This window comes from Micromonospora xinjiangensis (genome assembly GCF_056150165.1).
Window position 1 is genome coordinate 12,556 of the sequence record NZ_JAXCFO010000012.1, and the last position, 15,357, is coordinate 27,912.

At 75.2% G+C, this 15,357-nt stretch carries 15 protein-coding genes; 9 read left to right on the forward strand and 6 right to left on the reverse strand.

Translation table 11 applies throughout. The annotated features are described in order from the left end of the window. Nucleotides 1-169 precede the first annotated feature (169 nt). The 3 genes from SM573_RS28550 to SM573_RS28560 all read left to right on the forward strand — a co-directional run bounded on the left by SM573_RS28550 (nt 170) and on the right by SM573_RS28560 (nt 4,422). On the forward strand, nt 170-2,305 hold the full coding sequence (locus SM573_RS28550) for a SpoIIE family protein phosphatase (protein ID WP_474617464.1): 2,136 nt from the start codon (nt 170-172) through the stop codon (nt 2,303-2,305). Between the two features lie 51 nt (nt 2,306-2,356). After that, nucleotides 2,357-3,034 carry an HAD family hydrolase gene (locus SM573_RS28555; protein WP_474614978.1) on the forward strand — a complete coding sequence of 226 codons (678 nt, stop codon included), beginning with the start codon at nt 2,357-2,359 and terminating at the stop codon, nt 3,032-3,034. 95 nt (nt 3,035-3,129) lie between these two features. Beyond that, nucleotides 3,130-4,422 carry a cation:proton antiporter gene (locus tag SM573_RS28560; RefSeq protein WP_474614977.1) on the forward strand — a complete coding sequence of 431 codons (1,293 nt, stop codon included), beginning with the start codon at nt 3,130-3,132 and terminating at the stop codon, nt 4,420-4,422. Between the two features lie 9 nt (nt 4,423-4,431). Here the strand turns inward: SM573_RS28560 and SM573_RS28565 are convergent, their stop codons facing one another. Then, a complete protein-coding gene (locus SM573_RS28565) occupies nt 4,432-5,367 on the reverse strand; it encodes an NAD(P)/FAD-dependent oxidoreductase (protein WP_474617513.1) in 936 nt (311 codons plus the stop codon). A 101-nt stretch (nt 5,368-5,468) separates the two neighbouring features. Here SM573_RS28565 and SM573_RS28570 point away from each other — a divergent pair, with 101 nt between their 5' ends. Further along, complete coding sequence (locus tag SM573_RS28570) at nt 5,469-5,684, forward strand: DUF3072 domain-containing protein (RefSeq protein ID WP_474614976.1); 216 nt, start codon at nt 5,469-5,471, stop codon at nt 5,682-5,684. A gap of 37 nt (nt 5,685-5,721) precedes the next feature. Here SM573_RS28570 and SM573_RS28575 read toward each other — a convergent pair whose 3' ends face one another. After that, a complete protein-coding gene (locus SM573_RS28575) occupies nt 5,722-6,222 on the reverse strand; it encodes a metallophosphoesterase family protein (protein ID WP_474617465.1) in 501 nt (166 codons plus the stop codon). 129 nt (nt 6,223-6,351) lie between these two features. Here SM573_RS28575 and SM573_RS28580 point away from each other — a divergent pair, with 129 nt between their 5' ends. After that, nucleotides 6,352-6,936: a general stress protein gene (locus tag SM573_RS28580; protein ID WP_474614974.1), complete on the forward strand. Its 585-nt coding sequence runs from the start codon at nt 6,352-6,354 to the stop codon at nt 6,934-6,936. Between the two features lie 107 nt (nt 6,937-7,043). Here SM573_RS28580 and SM573_RS28585 read toward each other — a convergent pair whose 3' ends face one another. Then, nucleotides 7,044-7,649, reverse strand: a complete 606-nt coding sequence (locus SM573_RS28585; RefSeq protein WP_474617466.1) for a DUF1684 domain-containing protein — start codon at nt 7,647-7,649, stop codon at nt 7,044-7,046. Nucleotides 7,650-7,811: 162 nt separating this feature from the next. Between SM573_RS28585 and SM573_RS28590 the strand changes: the two genes are divergently transcribed. Together SM573_RS28590 and SM573_RS28595 are read left to right on the forward strand one after the other, a co-directional pair. Next, nucleotides 7,812-8,294: a MarR family winged helix-turn-helix transcriptional regulator gene (locus SM573_RS28590; RefSeq protein ID WP_474617467.1), complete on the forward strand. Its 483-nt coding sequence runs from the start codon at nt 7,812-7,814 to the stop codon at nt 8,292-8,294. Between the two features lie 9 nt (nt 8,295-8,303). Next, nucleotides 8,304-9,290, forward strand: a complete 987-nt coding sequence (locus tag SM573_RS28595) for a pirin family protein (RefSeq protein ID WP_474614971.1) — start codon at nt 8,304-8,306, stop codon at nt 9,288-9,290. 69 nt (nt 9,291-9,359) lie between these two features. Here the strand turns inward: SM573_RS28595 and SM573_RS28600 are convergent, their stop codons facing one another. Continuing rightward, nucleotides 9,360-9,488: a hypothetical protein gene (locus tag SM573_RS28600; RefSeq protein WP_474614970.1), complete on the reverse strand. Its 129-nt coding sequence runs from the start codon at nt 9,486-9,488 to the stop codon at nt 9,360-9,362. Between the two features lie 289 nt (nt 9,489-9,777). Beyond that, complete coding sequence (locus SM573_RS28605) at nt 9,778-10,542, reverse strand: acetoacetate decarboxylase family protein (RefSeq protein ID WP_474617468.1); 765 nt, start codon at nt 10,540-10,542, stop codon at nt 9,778-9,780. Nucleotides 10,543-10,917: 375 nt separating this feature from the next. Between SM573_RS28605 and SM573_RS28610 the strand changes: the two genes are divergently transcribed. Further along, entirely contained in the window at nt 10,918-11,745 is an 828-nt protein-coding gene (locus SM573_RS28610) for a SigB/SigF/SigG family RNA polymerase sigma factor (RefSeq protein ID WP_474614968.1), read from the forward strand. 166 nt (nt 11,746-11,911) lie between these two features. Further along, nucleotides 11,912-14,455 (forward strand): ATP-dependent helicase HrpB, encoded by a 2,544-nt coding sequence (gene hrpB, locus SM573_RS28615; protein WP_474617514.1) that lies wholly within the window; start codon nt 11,912-11,914, stop codon nt 14,453-14,455. Nucleotides 14,456-14,488: 33 nt separating this feature from the next. Here the strand turns inward: hrpB and SM573_RS28620 are convergent, their stop codons facing one another. After that, nucleotides 14,489-15,214, reverse strand: coding sequence for a PP2C family protein-serine/threonine phosphatase (locus tag SM573_RS28620; protein ID WP_474614967.1), 726 nt, complete (start codon nt 15,212-15,214; stop codon nt 14,489-14,491). Nucleotides 15,215-15,357: the final 143 nt, after the last annotated feature.

Genomic DNA, 15,357 nt, shown 5'->3' on the forward strand with positions numbered 1-15,357 from the left:
GCGGTTTTCCCGAGACGTCCCGCGGACGACCGATGAGCGGGAGGAACGACCGTCGGGGCACCGTCGCACGGCCGGGGTGGCGGGCGTGCGACGGCTGGCCGGGCGACGCGCCGCGACGCACGGCGCATGATCGGAAACAGTGTGCCGACCCTCGGGCTAGGCTGCGGGCATGCCAGGAACGGTCGGGCGCATCCCCACGCCACCCGCGCCGGTCTCCGGGGTGCCCGCCGGGACCGACGCGGCGGCCACCGTCCTCGGCCACGACTGGAGCGGCACGTCGCTCGGCCCGCTCCAGGCGTGGGATCCGGCGGTACGGGCCGTCGTCGATCTCATGCTCGCCTCTCCGGTGCCGATGGCGCTCGCGCACGGCGACGACCTGGTCCTGCTCTACAACGACGGCTACGCCGAGCTGATCGGCGACAAGCACCCGGCCGCGGTCGGCCGCCCGGCCGCCGAGGTGTTCCCGGAGCTGTGGCACCTGCCGGACGTCGGCGACGTCGTCGAGCGCATCTACCGTGACGGCGGCGCCTTCCTGGAGAAGGAGACCACGCTACCGCTGGTGCGCAGCCGCACCGGCGTCACCGAGCAGGCCGTCTTCACCCGTGGCTACTCCCCGGTGCGGGACAGCAGCGGGAGGACGGTGGGCGTGCTCACCGTGGCCGCCGAGACCACCCACGTGACCCAGCAGTTGCAGAGCCTCAGTGAGGTCGCCGCCGCGCTGGCCGGCACGCTCACCCTGGACGACGTCGCCCGGGTCGCCCTGCGCTACGCGATCACCACGTTCGACGCCGACCGGGTGGCCTTCGCCGTCGACGAGGGCGGCGGCGGCTGGCGGATGGTCCGTCGGGTCCGGGGCGAGTTGATGGACGAGGCCGACGAACGGCTCCCGCCGTTGTGGCGGCGCACCGCCGCCGACTGGCCGGATCCGCTGGTCCAGGCGGCGCGCACCGGCACGCCGGTCGTCACGGGCGCCGGGCAGCCGCTGCGGGAGGCCGCCGCCGACCGGCACGACCAGAAGATCGTCTCGCTGGCCGCGGTGCCGTTGCGCGCCTCGGTCGTACGCGGTGGGCTCTCCGTCGGCCACCAGGCCCCGCGCGTGTGGTCCGCCGCGGAGCGCGCCCTGCTCGCCGCCTCCGCGGAGCTGATCGGGCAGGCCGCCGAGCGGGCGCGCCGGTTCGAGACCCAGCACGGCACCGCCCAGCTGCTGCAGCGCAGCATGCTCCCCGAGCACCTGCCCGACCTCCCCCGGCTGCGCATCGCCGCGCGGTACGACCCGGGTGTCGACGGCAACGCCGCCGGCGGGGACTTCTACGACGCGTTCCTGCTGCCCACGGGCCGGTTGGGCGTCGTCCTCGGCGACGTGGCCGGGCACGACGTGCAGGCCGCCGCCCGGATGGGGCAGGTCCGCGCGGCGCTGCGCGCGCTCGCGCTGAGCGACCCGCGCCCGGACTCGGTCCTCGCCGGGCTGGACCGGCTGGTCACCAGCCTCGGCGCGGAGGCCGGGACGTACGAGCTGTTCGTCACGGTGGTCTTCGGGGTCGTCGACGTCGAGCGCCAGGAGCTCAGCCTGGCCAGCGCGGGGCACCCCCCGCCGCTGGTCCGCCGCTGCGACCCGGACGGCCGGCCGTACGCCGAGTACGTCGACCTGCCGGCCGGCGCGCCGCTCGGCCTCGGCGCCCGCCCGACCGTCACCACCGTCCGTTTCGCCCCCGGCGACACCCTGCTGCTGTTCAGCGACGGCGTGGTGGAGCGGCGGCGGCAGAGCCTCAGCGCGGGGCTGGCCGCGCTCGCGGGCGCGGTGGCCGGGGCCGGCAGCGGCGACCCCCGGGCGCTCTGCGCGGTGGCGAGCGCCGCCGTGTCCGGCGCCACGGAGGACGACGTGGCGGTGCTCGCCGTGGAGCATGCGTTGAAGCCGAGCCGCTCGGCGAGCATGGAGGTGCCGGCCGAGCCGACCGCGCCGAGCCGGGTCCGGCACTGGATGACCGCGCAGCTCGGCGACTGGCAGGTGCCGGAGTCGGTGATCGGCGCGGCGGTGCTGTGCACCAGCGAGCTGACCACCAACGCGCTGCTGCACGCCGGCACCGCGGCCCGGGTGGAGATCGACCTCAGCGCGGAGCGGCTGCTGGTCTCGGTGGCCGACTCGGGCACCCGTGGCACGGTGACCCGCGCCCAGACCGACACGTTGAGCAGCCGGGGGCGGGGGCTGGGGCTGATCGAGGAGCTCAGCGACGCCTGGGGCACGGACCCCACGGTCCGCGGCTCCACGGTGTGGTTCGAGATCCTCCTCCCCACGTCCGCCGAGTGAATCACCCACCCCGGGGCGTCAGCCCGGTCCCGGGCGGGTAGGAGGACCGCCATGCCTACCGAGAACCCCGCCGGCGTCCTCTTCGACGTGGACGGCACGCTCGTCGACACCACGTACCTGCACACCGTCAGCTGGTGGGAGGCGCTGCGCCAGAACGACCGGCCGGTCCCCATGGCCACGGTGCACCGCGCCATCGGGATGGGCTCGGACAAGCTGCTCGACCACCTGCTCGGCCCCGAGCGTGACCGGGACGCCGACAGCCGGCTGCGCGACGCGCACGACACGCTCTACGCCGAGTACTGGGAGCGGCTCACGCCGCTGCCCGGCGCGAGGGATCTGCTACGGGCCTGCGCCGAGCGGGGGATGCGGGTGGTGCTCGCCACCTCCGCCGCGGAGCACGAGGTCAGCGCGCTGCGCCGGGCGCTGGATGCCGACGACGTGATCGCCGCGGTCACCTCCTCGGCGGACGCGGAGCAGAGCAAACCCGCGCCGGACATCCTGGTGGCCGCGCTGGACCAGTCCGGGCTGCCCGCCGAACGGGTGGTCTTCGTGGGCGACTCGGTGTGGGACGTGGCCGCCGCCGGCAAGCTCGACATCCCCTGCGTCGGCCTGACCTGCGGCGGGACCAGCCGGGGCGAACTGGCCGGCGCCGGCGCCGTGGCCGTCTACGACGACCCCGCCGCTCTCCTGGCGGCGCTCGCCGACTCCCCGCTGGCGCGGCCCCGGTGACCACCGGCCGATCGGACGCATAGCCGGTACGCCGTCGGGGCAAGCTCTGTCACCACCTGCCCCGCGCCTCGCGGGTGCGGCCGAAGGGTGGTGCGGTGGAACCGGTTGACGTGGCGTTCGCACTCGTGGGCCTCGGCGCGCTCCTCGCCGGCATCCTCCCCCGGGTGCTGGAACGCCGGCCCCTCTCCATGCCGATCGCCTTCCTCGGCCTCGGCATGGTGGTGTTCCTGCTGCCGACCGGGCTGCCGGTGCCCGACCCGCTGGCCCACCCCGAGTTGGCGACGCACCTCACCGAGATCGGGGTGATCGTCGCCCTGATGGGCGCCGGTCTCAAGATCGACAGGCCGTTGAGCTGGTCACGGTGGTCGTCCACCTGGCGCCTGCTCGCCATCGCGATGCCGCTCTGCATCGCCGCCGTCGCCCTGCTCGGCTGGTGGTGGGCGGGGCTGGTGCCGGCGACCGCGCTGCTGCTCGGCAGCGCGCTCGCCCCCACCGACCCGGTGCTGGCCTCGGACGTGCAGGTCGGTGAGCCGACCGATGTGGAGGACTCGGAGGACGAGGTCCGGTTCGCGCTCACCTCCGAGGCCGGGTTGAACGACGGCCTCGCCTTCCCGTTCGTCTACGCGGCGATCGCCATCGCCGGCGCGAGCCTCGCCCCGCGGGACTGGCTGGCCCACTGGTTCACGGTGGACGTGGTGTGGAAGGTCGGCATCGGCGTCGGCGGCGGCCTGCTGATCGGCTGGCTGCTCGGCAAGCTCTTCTTCCGGGCGCCCAGCCACCTGCGGCTCGCCCGGCACGCCGAGGGGTTCCTCGCGCTGGCCGCCACGTTCCTCGCGTACGGGCTGGTGGAGGTGGTCGGCGGCTACGGCTTCCTGGCCGTGTTCGTGGCCGCCCGCGCCATCCGGGCCGCCGAGCGGACACACGAGTTCCACTCGGTGCTGCACGACTTCGCGGAGCAGGTCGAGCGGCTGCTCACCGTGCTGTTGCTGCTGCTCTTCGGCGGCGCGGTCGTGGGCGGGCTGCTCGGCCCGCTCACCTGGCCGGCCGCCGCCGTGGGGCTGGCCCTGGTCTTCGTCCTGCGGCCGTTGGTCGGCTGGCTGTCGCTGCGCGGCGCGCCCGGCCGACCCGCCGAGCACTGGGTGATCTCGTTCTTCGGCATCCGCGGCGTCGGCTCGTTCTACTACCTCGCCTACGCGACCACGAAGGCCGAGTTCCCGCAGGCCGACCTGGTCTGGGCCACCGTCGGGCTGGTGGTGATCGTCTCGGTGGTGGTGCACGGCATCGCGGCGACCCCGGTGATGCAGCTGCTCGACCGGGCCGGCGAGCGCAGCGGGGAGCCGGACGCGGGACGGGCCGGGGAACCGGCCGCCACCGGCGCGGCGCGCTGACCGGGCGGCTCAGCCCAGCCGCGCCGCCAGGGCACGCCCGAGGTCGCGGCCGGACCGCCACGCGGTCTGCACCCGGGGGCGACCGTACGCGTCGCCGGCCAGCCCGACGCCGTCCGCGTCCAGGTGGTAGGCCCCCTCGCCGTCGCCACTCGGCTTCGCGTACGCCCAGCCGCGCACGTACGCCCGCTCCGCCGGCTCCGGCACGGCCAGCAGTTCCCGGACGGCCCGCTCGATCTGCGGGGCGGCCGCCTCCGGCCGCGCCAGGTGCCGCGCGGCGAACTCGCCGGTGGTGTGCGCGACCAGCACCGGAGCGTCGTCGCCGCGCCGGTCGCCGTCGTCGCAGACGGTGGTCAGGACCGGATGGTCGTTGACGAACGCACCCCGGAAACCGGCCCAGCGACGGCGGCGGAACCGCAGCACCGCCGCCAGCGACGGCGACCAGCGCTGCGCTCCGGCCGCCCGGACGGCGGCGGTGAGCGCGGGGTCGAGCAGCGGCACGGCCTGCGGCCCGGGCATGGCCAGGACGACGGCGGCGCAGGGCTCCCCGTCCACGGTGGGGCCGGGCCCGACGCGGCGCACGGCCCGGTCGAGGAACACCGGCAGGCCGACCGCCAGGTGCTCGACCAGCGACCGGAGCCCGCGAGGCGCCGCCCACCGCGTCGGCCCGGCCACCTCCCGCCGGCCGTCGTCGCCGTACGCCACGAGGACGTGGGTCCACTCCCGGGCCAGGCCGGCGGCCCGCCAGGCGTCGACCACCTCGGCGAAGTCCGGGTCGCTCACGGTGAGGTAGGCGGCGCCGGTGTCGGCGGGACGGCCGTCGAACGGCTCGCTGGCCATCCGGCCGCCGGGCACGGGGAAGCGCTCGTGCAGGCGTACGCCCACGCCGGCCCGGGCCAGTTCGCGCGCGCACGCCACCCCGGCGATCCCGGCTCCGACCACGATCACGTCCGACACCGCCCGATCGTAGGCGGTTTCTCCGGCGACGCTCCGCATGAACCGATCACCCGCGGGGTATTGGTACGCCTGTTCGAAGGAAGGTGGAGATCATGACGGACCGCACCAACGACCGGGCGAACCCGCAGGCCGCGATCAAGGACCCCGACGAGTGGGTGACCGGCGAGGAGCCGCCCACCGCGGCGCAGGAGTCGTACCTCGCGACGCTGGCCCGGGAGGCCGACGCCGAGCTGCCGGAGGGGCTGACCAAGGCGGAGGCGTCCAAGCGGATCGACGAACTCCAGGAGGAGACCGGGCGCGGCCGGTGAGGCGACCCGCCTGTCGACCAGGAGGGGGCGGGGGCGCTCAGCGCGGCGGGAGGCGGTGCAGCTCGACCCGGTCGAGCCGCCCCGCCGCCACCCGGGCGGTCAGGTAGGTGGCGTACGGCTGGGCCCGCCGGTCGGTCGGCGAGCCGGGGTTGAGCAGGCGCAGCCCGCCCGGCGCCACGGTGTCCCAGGGGATGTGGGAGTGCCCAAAGACCAGCAGGTCGGCGTCGGGGAAGCGGGCGGCGCAGCGCTCCTCCCGGCGCGTACGCGGCCCGGTTTCGTGCACCACGGCGACCCGCAGCCCGTCGAGCTCCACCCGGGCGACCTCGGGCAGCCGGGCCCGCAGCGCCGGCCCGTCGTTGTTGCCGTAGACGCCGACCAGCCGGCGGGCCCGGGCCGCCATCGCGTCCAGCAGCGCCTCGTCCACCCAGTCCCCCGCGTGCAGGACCACGTCGGCCTCCTCGACGGCCGCCCAGAGCGGCGCCGGAAGGTCCCGCGCCCGCTTCGGCACGTGCGTGTCGGCGGTGATGACCAGGCGCATCCGCCCATTCTCCCGTGAAACCGGGGCGGTCGCGCGACGCGCCGGACGGTCCCGTTCCGCCCGTACGGGTGCACCGGGCGTTACCGGGCGGCGGGTGCGGGAATGGGAAAGCCGACGAGGGAGGAACTCATGACCAGTGCTACGGGACCCACCGGCGGCTGGCGCGCGGGCACCCCCGCCGGTGATCTGCTTCCGGCCGGTCCGGCGGGCCGACCGACCACGCCCGGCGACGGGCACGGCCCGGAGGCCGGGCCGCCGACCGTGACGATCGGCTCGTATCCGGACTACCCGTCCGCCCAGCGGGTGGTCGACTACCTTGCGGACAACCGGTTCCCGGTGGAACACACCGCCATCGTCGGCACCAACCTGACTCTCGTGGAGACCGTCCTCGGCCGGATGACCACCGCCCGCGCGGCCCTGGTCGGCGCCGGCACCGGGGCCTGGTTCGGGCTCTTCATCGGCCTGCTGTTCGGCATCTTCACGGTCGGCAACTGGCTCGCCGTGATCATCGTCGGCCTCGTGGTCGGCGCGATCTGGGGCGCGGTCTTCGGCGCGGTCGCCCACGCCATGACCGGCGGCCAACGGGACTTCACCTCGGCCAGCTCCCTGCGCGCCGGTCAGTACGCCGTCATCGTCGACGCGAGCCTCGCCGATCAGGCGCGGCAGCTGCTCGGCCGGCTGAACGTCTCCGCGCCCAGCCCGAACGTGCGCTGACCCGTCGTCGCGTGGCCCCGGCGCCCTCCGCGGCGCCGGGGCCGATCCCGTCGGGCCGCCCGGCCCCGCGGCGGCCTGGTGCCTGCCCGCCGGCCCCGGCGCACCGGTCAGCCCTGGTGCGCCTCCGTCCCGTGGTACGCCAGCTCACCGGCCCGCAGGGCCACCTCCACCCGGTTCTCCGGCGGCGCGAGCGGGCACGCCCAGCGGTCGTCGTACGCGCAGGACGGGTTGTACAGGTAGTTGGCGTCGAGCCGGACCCGGTCGCGGGAGAGCACGGTCAGTCCCCGCCCGAAGGTGCCCTTCACCGTGTCGGTGAGGTAGCGGCCGCCGCCGTAGCTCTCCCGTCCGCAGGTGGCGTCGCGCACCGGCACGAAGAGCCCGCCCCCGTAGGCGGCGATCCACCAGAGGGTCAGCGGGCCCCACGGGGTCTCCGCGACGGCGACCCGGCGGTAGCGGATCACGCCGTCGGGACCGCCGGTGTCGATGGCGAGCTCGCCGTCGGCGGGGCGCAGCGGCGCCTCGACCACGGCCGACGGGTTCGGCGGGTGGTAGCGCAGCCCGGTGAAGGCGGGCCGGTCGCGCGGCGGGATGGGGCTCTGCGGGTGCTCGGCGAAGAGCCGGTCGCGCTCCGCCCGGAACCCGACCAGGTCGAGGTCGGAGAGGTGCAGTCGCGCGATCCGTTCCCGCCAGTGGAGCAGGTCGAGGTCGTCCACCCGGCGAGCCTAGTCCGCCGCGAGCGGCGCGCCGACCGGCACCGCGGTCGTGGCCGGCAGTTCTTCAATTCTGCACCACCGGTCTGGGCGGAGAAGATCCCGGGACTGTGAGACCCGAGACAGCACATTCTTTGAATTTTGAAATGATGCTACGGTGGGGGCGTGACCGAGAGCCTGGACACCGCCCGACTCGCCGCCTGGCGCGCGTACGTCGAGTCCAGCCAGCGGCTGATCAACCAGCTGGAGGACGACCTGCGCGCCGACAGCGGCCTCAGCCTGGCCGACTACCACGTGCTGGTCCTGCTCTCCGAGGTGCCGGGTCAGCGGCTGCGCATGGGCGAGCTGGCCAGCCGCATGGTCTTCTCCCCCAGCCGGTTGACGTACCAGATCTCCTCGATGCAGCGGCGCGGGCTGGTCACCCGGCAGGCCTGCCCGGAGGACCGGCGCGGCAGCGAGGCGGTCCTCACGGCCGCCGGGCTGCTGGCCCTCCGGGACGCCGCACCCCAGCATCTGGCGTCGGTGCGGGCCCACCTCATGGACGACCTCGACGACGACGAGGTCGCCTGCCTCACCCGGGTCTTCGAGCGCCTCGGTCACCGCCTCCGGGCGGCCCGCGACGCGTCGGGCACCCCCGCCACGAGTTAGGAGCCACCGATGCCCGCCATCACCGTCGACGACGTGCTCGTCCTGCCCCGCCTGCCCCGGCTGGACGAGTCCACCACCTTCCGCCCGGTCCGGCGGCTGACCACCGCCCCCAGCGGCTACGAGGGCGAGGGCTTCCCGGTCCGGCGGGCGTTCGCCGGGGTGCCGATGAGCGAGCTGGACCCGTTCATCCACCTCGACCAGATGGGCGAGGTGGACTACGCGCCGGGCGAGCCGAAGGGCACCTCCTGGCATCCCCACCGCGGCTTCGAGACGGTGACCTACATGATCGACGGGATCATGGACCACCAGGACTCGCAGGGCGGCGGCGGCACCATCACCAACGGCGACACCCAGTGGATGACCGCCGGCAGCGGGCTGCTGCACATCGAGGCCCCGCCGGAGCACCTGGTGGTCAGCGGCGGGCTGTTCCACGGCACGCAGCTCTGGGTCAACCTGCCCCGCGCGCTGAAGATGAGCCCGCCCCGCTACCAGGACATCCGCGGTAAGGAGGCGGCCCTGCTGACCACACCGGACGGTGGCGCCCTGATCCGGGTCATCGCCGGCGAGGTAGCGGGGCACCACGGGCCGGGTTCCACGCACACCCCGATCACGATCGCCCACGTGACGATCGAGCCGGGCGCGCAGGTGGACCTGCCCTGGAAGCCAGGGTTCAACGCCCTGGCGTACGTGCTCGGCGGCCGAGGCACCGTGGGCACCGACCGGCGGCCGCTGCGCACCGGGCAGCTCGCCGTGCACGGCGCGGGTGACGCGCTGCGCTTCACCGCCGACGCCCGCCAGGACTCCCGCACTCCGGCCCTGGACCTCTACCTCATGGGTGGCCAGCCGATCCGGGAGCCGGTCGCGCACTACGGTCCGTTCGTCATGAACACCCGCGACGAGCTGATCAAGGCGTTCGAGGACTTCCAGGCCGGCCGGCTCGGTGTCGTTCCGGCCACGCGGCTGCCGCACACCGGCGGTCAGGGACCGCGGCCCTGACGCCCGGCTCGCGGGTGGCGGGGGATCGGGCCCCCGTCACCCGCGGGCCGGCGCCACGGCGGCGGTGCGTCAGGAGACGGCGAAGATGCCGGCCACTCCCAGGATGACCATGACCAACACCGCCACCAGCGCCCCCCGTTCGCCCTCCACCGCCGGCTCGCGGTGCTCCATCACAGGGTTCGTCGTCTCGCGGGGCATGCTGTGGCCTCCTGGAGGTCTCGGGACAGCCGGCCCGCGGCACCGGGGTGCCGGGCGGCCTGCGGACCCACGACGGGGGTACTGCCGTGGGGTCGGGACCAGCGACGAGGGGATGCGATGCCGGGTTCCACACCGCGGCCGAACGCGCCGACCCGATGTCACGGTTACCCGTCTGGGCCGCCGGAAACCTGACCGCGGCGGTCGATTCACGTTCGGGCGGAGACGAGCCACCGTCGGCCGTGATCAGGGAGAGCGCCGCGCCGGCGGGGTGCCCCGGGGGCGGGGGACGCTACCGGCGTGCGGCCCGGCTCACGACGCGCGTCGCCGAGCGGCGGGCCGTGGGCGCGGCGGCGAGGGCGCCGTGCTCGGCCGGCAGCCCGGCGTCGGCCGGGTGGACGGTCATTCCACCGGGGTACGCGAAGGACGCCCGGGGCGAGTAGAAGCCCCGGACGAGGAGAAGCGGATTGGCCGGGCGGAGCGCGTAGATCGGGTGCTCGGGCTCCAGGAACTCGACCGACTCGAGTTCGAAGGGCGTCACCGGCTCGGCCACGTACGGGTAGACGGAGCTGACCAGGTTCCCGTCCCGCCTCGTGAGGTAGCGGTGGTGACCGCTGGTGGCCTCGTGGCCGGTCTCCCCCACCCGGCACCGGGCCCGGATGACGGGCACCCCGTCCAGCTCGGTCTCGGCGACGAGCCGGCCCCCACCCACCTCGACGGTCGTCCGGCCGGGGAACGCGGGGGCGCCCCGGGCCACGGCGTAGCCGAGCACCCGCTCGGTGGACGTCACGAAGTGCGTGCACCAGCCGCCCGGCGCGCCGCCGGGCGCGTCCACGCCGGTGAGCGACACCGCGAGCGAGGTCAGGTCGTGTGTGCCCAGCCCGGAGGTCTGGGTCTGGTCCTCGACCACGTACTGGTGGAGGACGACCTGCCGGTCGGTGTGGGGTCGGAGCCCGGCCGGCACCAGCGCGGCGACCGCGCCCGGATCCGCCGGGACCCAGCTGAGGTAGAGGGCTCGGCTGTTCACGACGAGCTGGGGAGCAGCGGGGTCGAGCACGGCGCCTCCATCCGTGGGCGGACGACTCGACGGTACGACCGGTCCCGTACATGGGACAAGGCCGGAATGGCGACGTATGGCCTCGCTGTCGGGCTTCGTCCCCTGACCGGTCGGCCGGGTCGACGGCCCGAGTGGACCGGATGGACGGGATGTCCGGGGCTCCAGGCGGGCCGGACGGAGCGGTTAGTCGGCTCACACCCCGGTGGTTTTCGGTCGCTCCCGTCCGGTTTCTTCCGATGCACGACTTAAGTACATCAGCCGTTCGGCTAGATTTTCGCGGGACTATCGGGTTAGTGTGACTCCCGAACGGCCTATTCGAAGCTAGACGAAGCGTCACGTCTTTTATCCGCGGACGAGGTGCAGGGAGGACCACCCATGACCGCGCCAGCGATCAGCGAACAGACGACGAGCACCATTCCCGCCACCACGGTGAAGCTCGACCCGCGGGCACTCTCCGACAGCGCCACCGACCTGCTCAACGCGATGGCCGCGCTGCCCGCCGACCACCCGTCGCGCCCCGCCCTGCGCGACAAGGCGATCGAGGCCTGGCTGCCGCTCGCCAACCACCTCGCCCACCGCTACAGCGGCCGGGGCGAGCCGACCGACGACCTGGCGCAGACCGCCGCCGTCGGCCTGATCAAGGCGATCGACAAGTTCGACCCGTCGCGCGGCGTCGACTTCGCCGGCTACGCCATCCCCACCATCATCGGCGAGCTGAAGCGCCACTTCCGGGACCGCACCTGGGACATCCGGGTGCCGCGCCGGCTGCAGGAGCTGCGGCTCGCCATCTCCGACGCCAACAGCACACTGCTCCAGACGCTGGGGCGGTCGCCGACGGTCGCCGACATCGCCGCCCACCTCAAGATCACTGAGGAGGAGGTGCTCGAGGGCCTGGAGGGCGCCCGCGCCTACAACGCGGTCTCGCTCTCCACGCCGACCGGCGACGGTGACCGGGCCACCGAGCTGGGCGACATGCTCGGCGGTGAGGACGGCGAGTTCGAGCTGGCCGAGCTGCGGGTCGCCCTCGGCCCGGCGCTCGCCACGCTCGACGAGCGCGAGCAGAAGATCCTCACTCTGCGCTTCTACGGCAACCTGACCCAGTCGCAGATCGCCGAGCAGATCGGCGTCTCGCAGATGCACGTCTCCCGCCTGCTGGCGCGGGCACTGACGAAGCTGCGCGGGCAGCTCGACGGCACCTACTGAGGGCGCCGACGGACATCCACCAGGGGGTGATGAGCCGATGGCCGGGTCCCGCGGACCCGGCCATCGGCTTGTCCACGCCCGACCTCGTCACGCACACGTGACACCCTGACCGGGGCTCCCCGGGGTCTACCGCCGCCCGCTCCGGACGCCGGTGCGAGACTGGGCCGTGCTCTCCGACGTACGCCTGGACCTGCCGGTACGGGCGGTGCTGCCGGCGACGGTCGCGGCGCTGCGCGCGGCCGGCACCGGGGTCCTCGTGGCGCCGCCGGGCACCGGCAAGACCACCCTCGCCCCGCTGGCGGTCGCCGACCAGGTGGACGGCCGGGTGGTGATCGCCCAGCCGCGCCGGGTCGCCGCGCGGGCCGCCGCACGGCGGATGGCGGAGCTGCTCGGCGAGCGGGTCGGCGAGCGCGTGGGATACGCGGTACGCGGGGACCGGCGGGTCGGCCCGGAGACCCGCGTCGAGGTCGTCACCACCGGCCTGCTGGTCCGTCGCCTGCTGCGCGACCCCGACCTGCCCGGCACCGGGGCGGTGCTGCTCGACGAGTGCCACGAACGTCACCTGGACGCCGACCTCGCGCTCGCGTTCGCGGTCGAGTCCCGCGACGCCCTCCGCCCCGACCTGTGGCTGCTGGCGATGTCGGCCACACCCGAGGCCGACCGGTTCGCCGCGCTCCTCGGTGGCGCCGACAACCCCGCCCCGATCGTCCGGGCGGACGCCGCGCTGCACCCGGTCGGCCGGATCTGGGCGCCCCCACCGCGACCGGTCCCCCCGCCGGGCGCCGGGCCGGTCGACCGCGCCCTGCTGGACCACGTGGCCGCCACCGTCCGCCGGGCGCTGGGCGAACACGACGGCGACGTGCTGGTCTTCCTGCCCGGCGCCGGCGAGATCGCGGCGGTCGCCGGGCGGCTGACCGACCTGCGGGACAGCGTCGCCGTGCTCGCGCTGCACGGCCGCCAGCGGGCCGCCGACCAGGACGCGGCGCTGCGCCCGCGACCGGCGCGGACCGACGGCCGCGCGCCGCGCCGCGTGGTGCTGGCCACCGCCGTGGCGGAGAGCAGCCTCACGGTGCCCGGCGTGCGGGTGGTGGTGGACGCCGGGCTGAGCCGGGTGGCCCGGTTGGACCTGTCGCGTGGTCTCGGCGCGCTGGTGACCGTGCCGGTGTCCCGGGCCGCCGCCACCCAGCGAGCCGGCCGAGCCGGCCGGGAGGCGCCCGGGTACGTGTACCGCTGCTGGTCGGAGGCGGCACACGAGCGGCTGCCCGCCCAGCCGGAGCCGGAGATCGCCACGGCGGACCTCACCGGTTTCGCCCTCGACGTGGCGGCCTGGGGTCAGCCGGACGCCGCCGGGCTGGCGCTGCCCGATCCACCTCCGCCGGCCGCGATGACGGTCGCCCGCGACACGCTCACCACTCTCGGCGCGCTCGACCCGGACGGGCGGATCACCGAGCGCGGGCGGGCGATCAGCGCGGTGGGCGCCCATCCGCGACTGGCCCGGGCACTGCTCGACGGCGCCGCCCGGGTCGGGGCCGACCGGGCGGCCGAGGTGGTGGCCCTGCTCGCCGAGGACACCCTCGCCGGCCGGCACGACGACCTCACCGCGGCCTGGCGTCGGCTGCGCGCCGGCGCCGACCCGGCCGCGACCGCGCGGTGGCGTGCCGAGGCGCGTCGCCTGCGTGCCCTGCTGCCGACGGACGCGCCGGGCCGCCGTACGGGTGCCGCCGCGCTCCCCGACGACCTCGCGGCCGGGCTCCTGGTCGGGCTGGCCCACCCCGAGCGGCTGGCCCGGGTGCGCCGGCCGGGCGGATCGTCGTACCTGATGACCGGGGGCACCGCCGCGGAGCTGGCGGCCGGGTCGGCGCTGGCCGGCACGCGGTGGCTCGCGGTGGCCGTCGCGGACCGGGCGCCCGGCGCGCCCACCGCCCGGATCCGGTTCGCGGCCGCGCTGGACGAGGCGACGGCACGCGAGGCGGGGGGATCGCTGCTGCGCACCGCCCGCGAGGTCGGCTGGGCCGGCGGTGACGTGGTGGCCCGGGAGGTGGTGCGGCTCGGCGCCGTGGAGCTGGTCGACCGCCCGCTCCCCCACCCTGATCCGGGGGAGGTGACGGAGGCGCTGCTGACCGGGCTGCGCCACACCGGGCTGGGCATGCTGGAGTGGGCCCCGGCCGCCCGGGCGCTCCGCGAACGGCTGGCGTTCTGCCGGCGGGCGCTCGGCGACGACTGGCCGGACGTCGGCGACGACGCCCTGCTCGCGGCCGCTCCCGTCTGGCTCGGTCCGGAGCTGGCCACGGCCCGGCGGCGGGCCGACCTGGCCCGGGTCGACGTCGCCGCGGCGCTGCGCCGGCTGCTGCCCTGGGCGCTCGCGGCCCGCCTGGACGAGCTGGCGCCGGAGCGGCTCACCGTGCCGAGCGGCTCGCGGATCCGGCTCGACTACGCCGACCCGGCGGCGCCCGTGCTGCCCGTCAAGCTGCAGGAGACGTTCGGCTGGCAGGAAGCGCCCCGGATCGCCGGTGGCCGGGTGCCGGTGCTGCTGCACCTGCTCTCGCCAGCCGGCCGCCCCGTCGCGGTCACCGCCGACCTCGCGTCCTTCTGGCGGGTGGGCTACCCGCAGGTGCGGGCCGAGTTGCGTGGCCGCTACCCGCGTCACCCGTGGCCGGAGGACCCGACCGCGGCCACCCCGACCCGGCACACCACTCCGCGTCGCCGCTGACCGGTCACCCCGGCGCGGCGGCGCCCGGGCGGGTCACTCCTCGACGACGTCGGCCACGACCACGGTGACGTTGTCCGGCCCACCGGCGCGCAACGCCAGGTCGATGAGCTTGCGGGCGCACTCGGCCCGGTCCGGGTAGCCGGCCAGCACCTCGGCCAGGGTGTCCGGTCGGACCACGTTGGACAGGCCGTCGCTGCACAGCAGCCACCGGTCGCCGGCCCAGGGCACCATCGTCGCGTACGCCGGGGAGACCTCGTCGCCCTGCAAGGCCTGGGTCACCACCGCCCGCCGCGGGTGGCTGCTGGCCTGGTCGGGGGTGATCACGCCCTGGTCCACCAGCATCTGGACGAACGTGTCGTCCCGGGTGATCTGCTTGAGCACACCCTCACGGAAGAGGTAGGCGCGGGAGTCGCCGATGTGGGCCAGCGCCAGGCAGCTACCGGTGCGGGCGAAGAGCAGGGCGGTCAAGGTGGTACCCATGCCCTGCCGCTCGGGATCCTCGCTGACCGCCTGACGGATCCCCACCGTGGCCCGCTCGATGCCACTCTGCAACGCGGCGACGAGGGCGTCCTCCGGCGTCTCGACGTCCAGCGGCGCCATCGCCGTGATGGCGATGGAGCTGGCGAGGTCGCCGGCCGCCATGCCGCCCATGCCGTCGGCCACCGCGATCAGCCACGTGCCGGCGTGCAGGGCGTCCTGGTTTCCGCTGCGGATCAGCCCACGGTCGCTCGTTCCCACGGAACGCAGCTTCAGGGTCATGGGAGGCAGCCTGCCAGGCGAAGGGCGTTGTTGTCTCTAGGAGATCCACCGCGACGCCGCGTGGCGCGGCGAATCTCACTGTCGAGGCACCCCGCGTTCCATCAAGCAGAATCGATTGACAGCACCCGGCGAGCACTGGAAAC

Coding starts and splice junctions, on each gene's coding strand:
- SM573_RS28570 (WP_474614976.1), top strand. CDS start 5,469: ATGACGGACCGCACCAACGACCGGGCGAACCCGCAGGCCGCGATCAAG.
- SM573_RS28550 (WP_474617464.1), top strand. CDS start 170: ATGCCAGGAACGGTCGGGCGCATCCCCACGCCACCCGCGCCGGTCTCC.
- SM573_RS28600 (WP_474614970.1), bottom strand. CDS start 9,488: ATGCCCCGCGAGACGACGAACCCTGTGATGGAGCACCGCGAGCCGGCG.
- SM573_RS28595 (WP_474614971.1), top strand. CDS start 8,304: ATGCCCGCCATCACCGTCGACGACGTGCTCGTCCTGCCCCGCCTGCCC.
- SM573_RS28620 (WP_474614967.1), bottom strand. CDS start 15,214: ATGACCCTGAAGCTGCGTTCCGTGGGAACGAGCGACCGTGGGCTGATC.
- SM573_RS28580 (WP_474614974.1), top strand. CDS start 6,352: ATGACCAGTGCTACGGGACCCACCGGCGGCTGGCGCGCGGGCACCCCC.
- SM573_RS28555 (WP_474614978.1), top strand. CDS start 2,357: ATGCCTACCGAGAACCCCGCCGGCGTCCTCTTCGACGTGGACGGCACG.
- SM573_RS28610 (WP_474614968.1), top strand. CDS start 10,918: ATGACCGCGCCAGCGATCAGCGAACAGACGACGAGCACCATTCCCGCC.
- SM573_RS28575 (WP_474617465.1), bottom strand. CDS start 6,222: ATGCGCCTGGTCATCACCGCCGACACGCACGTGCCGAAGCGGGCGCGG.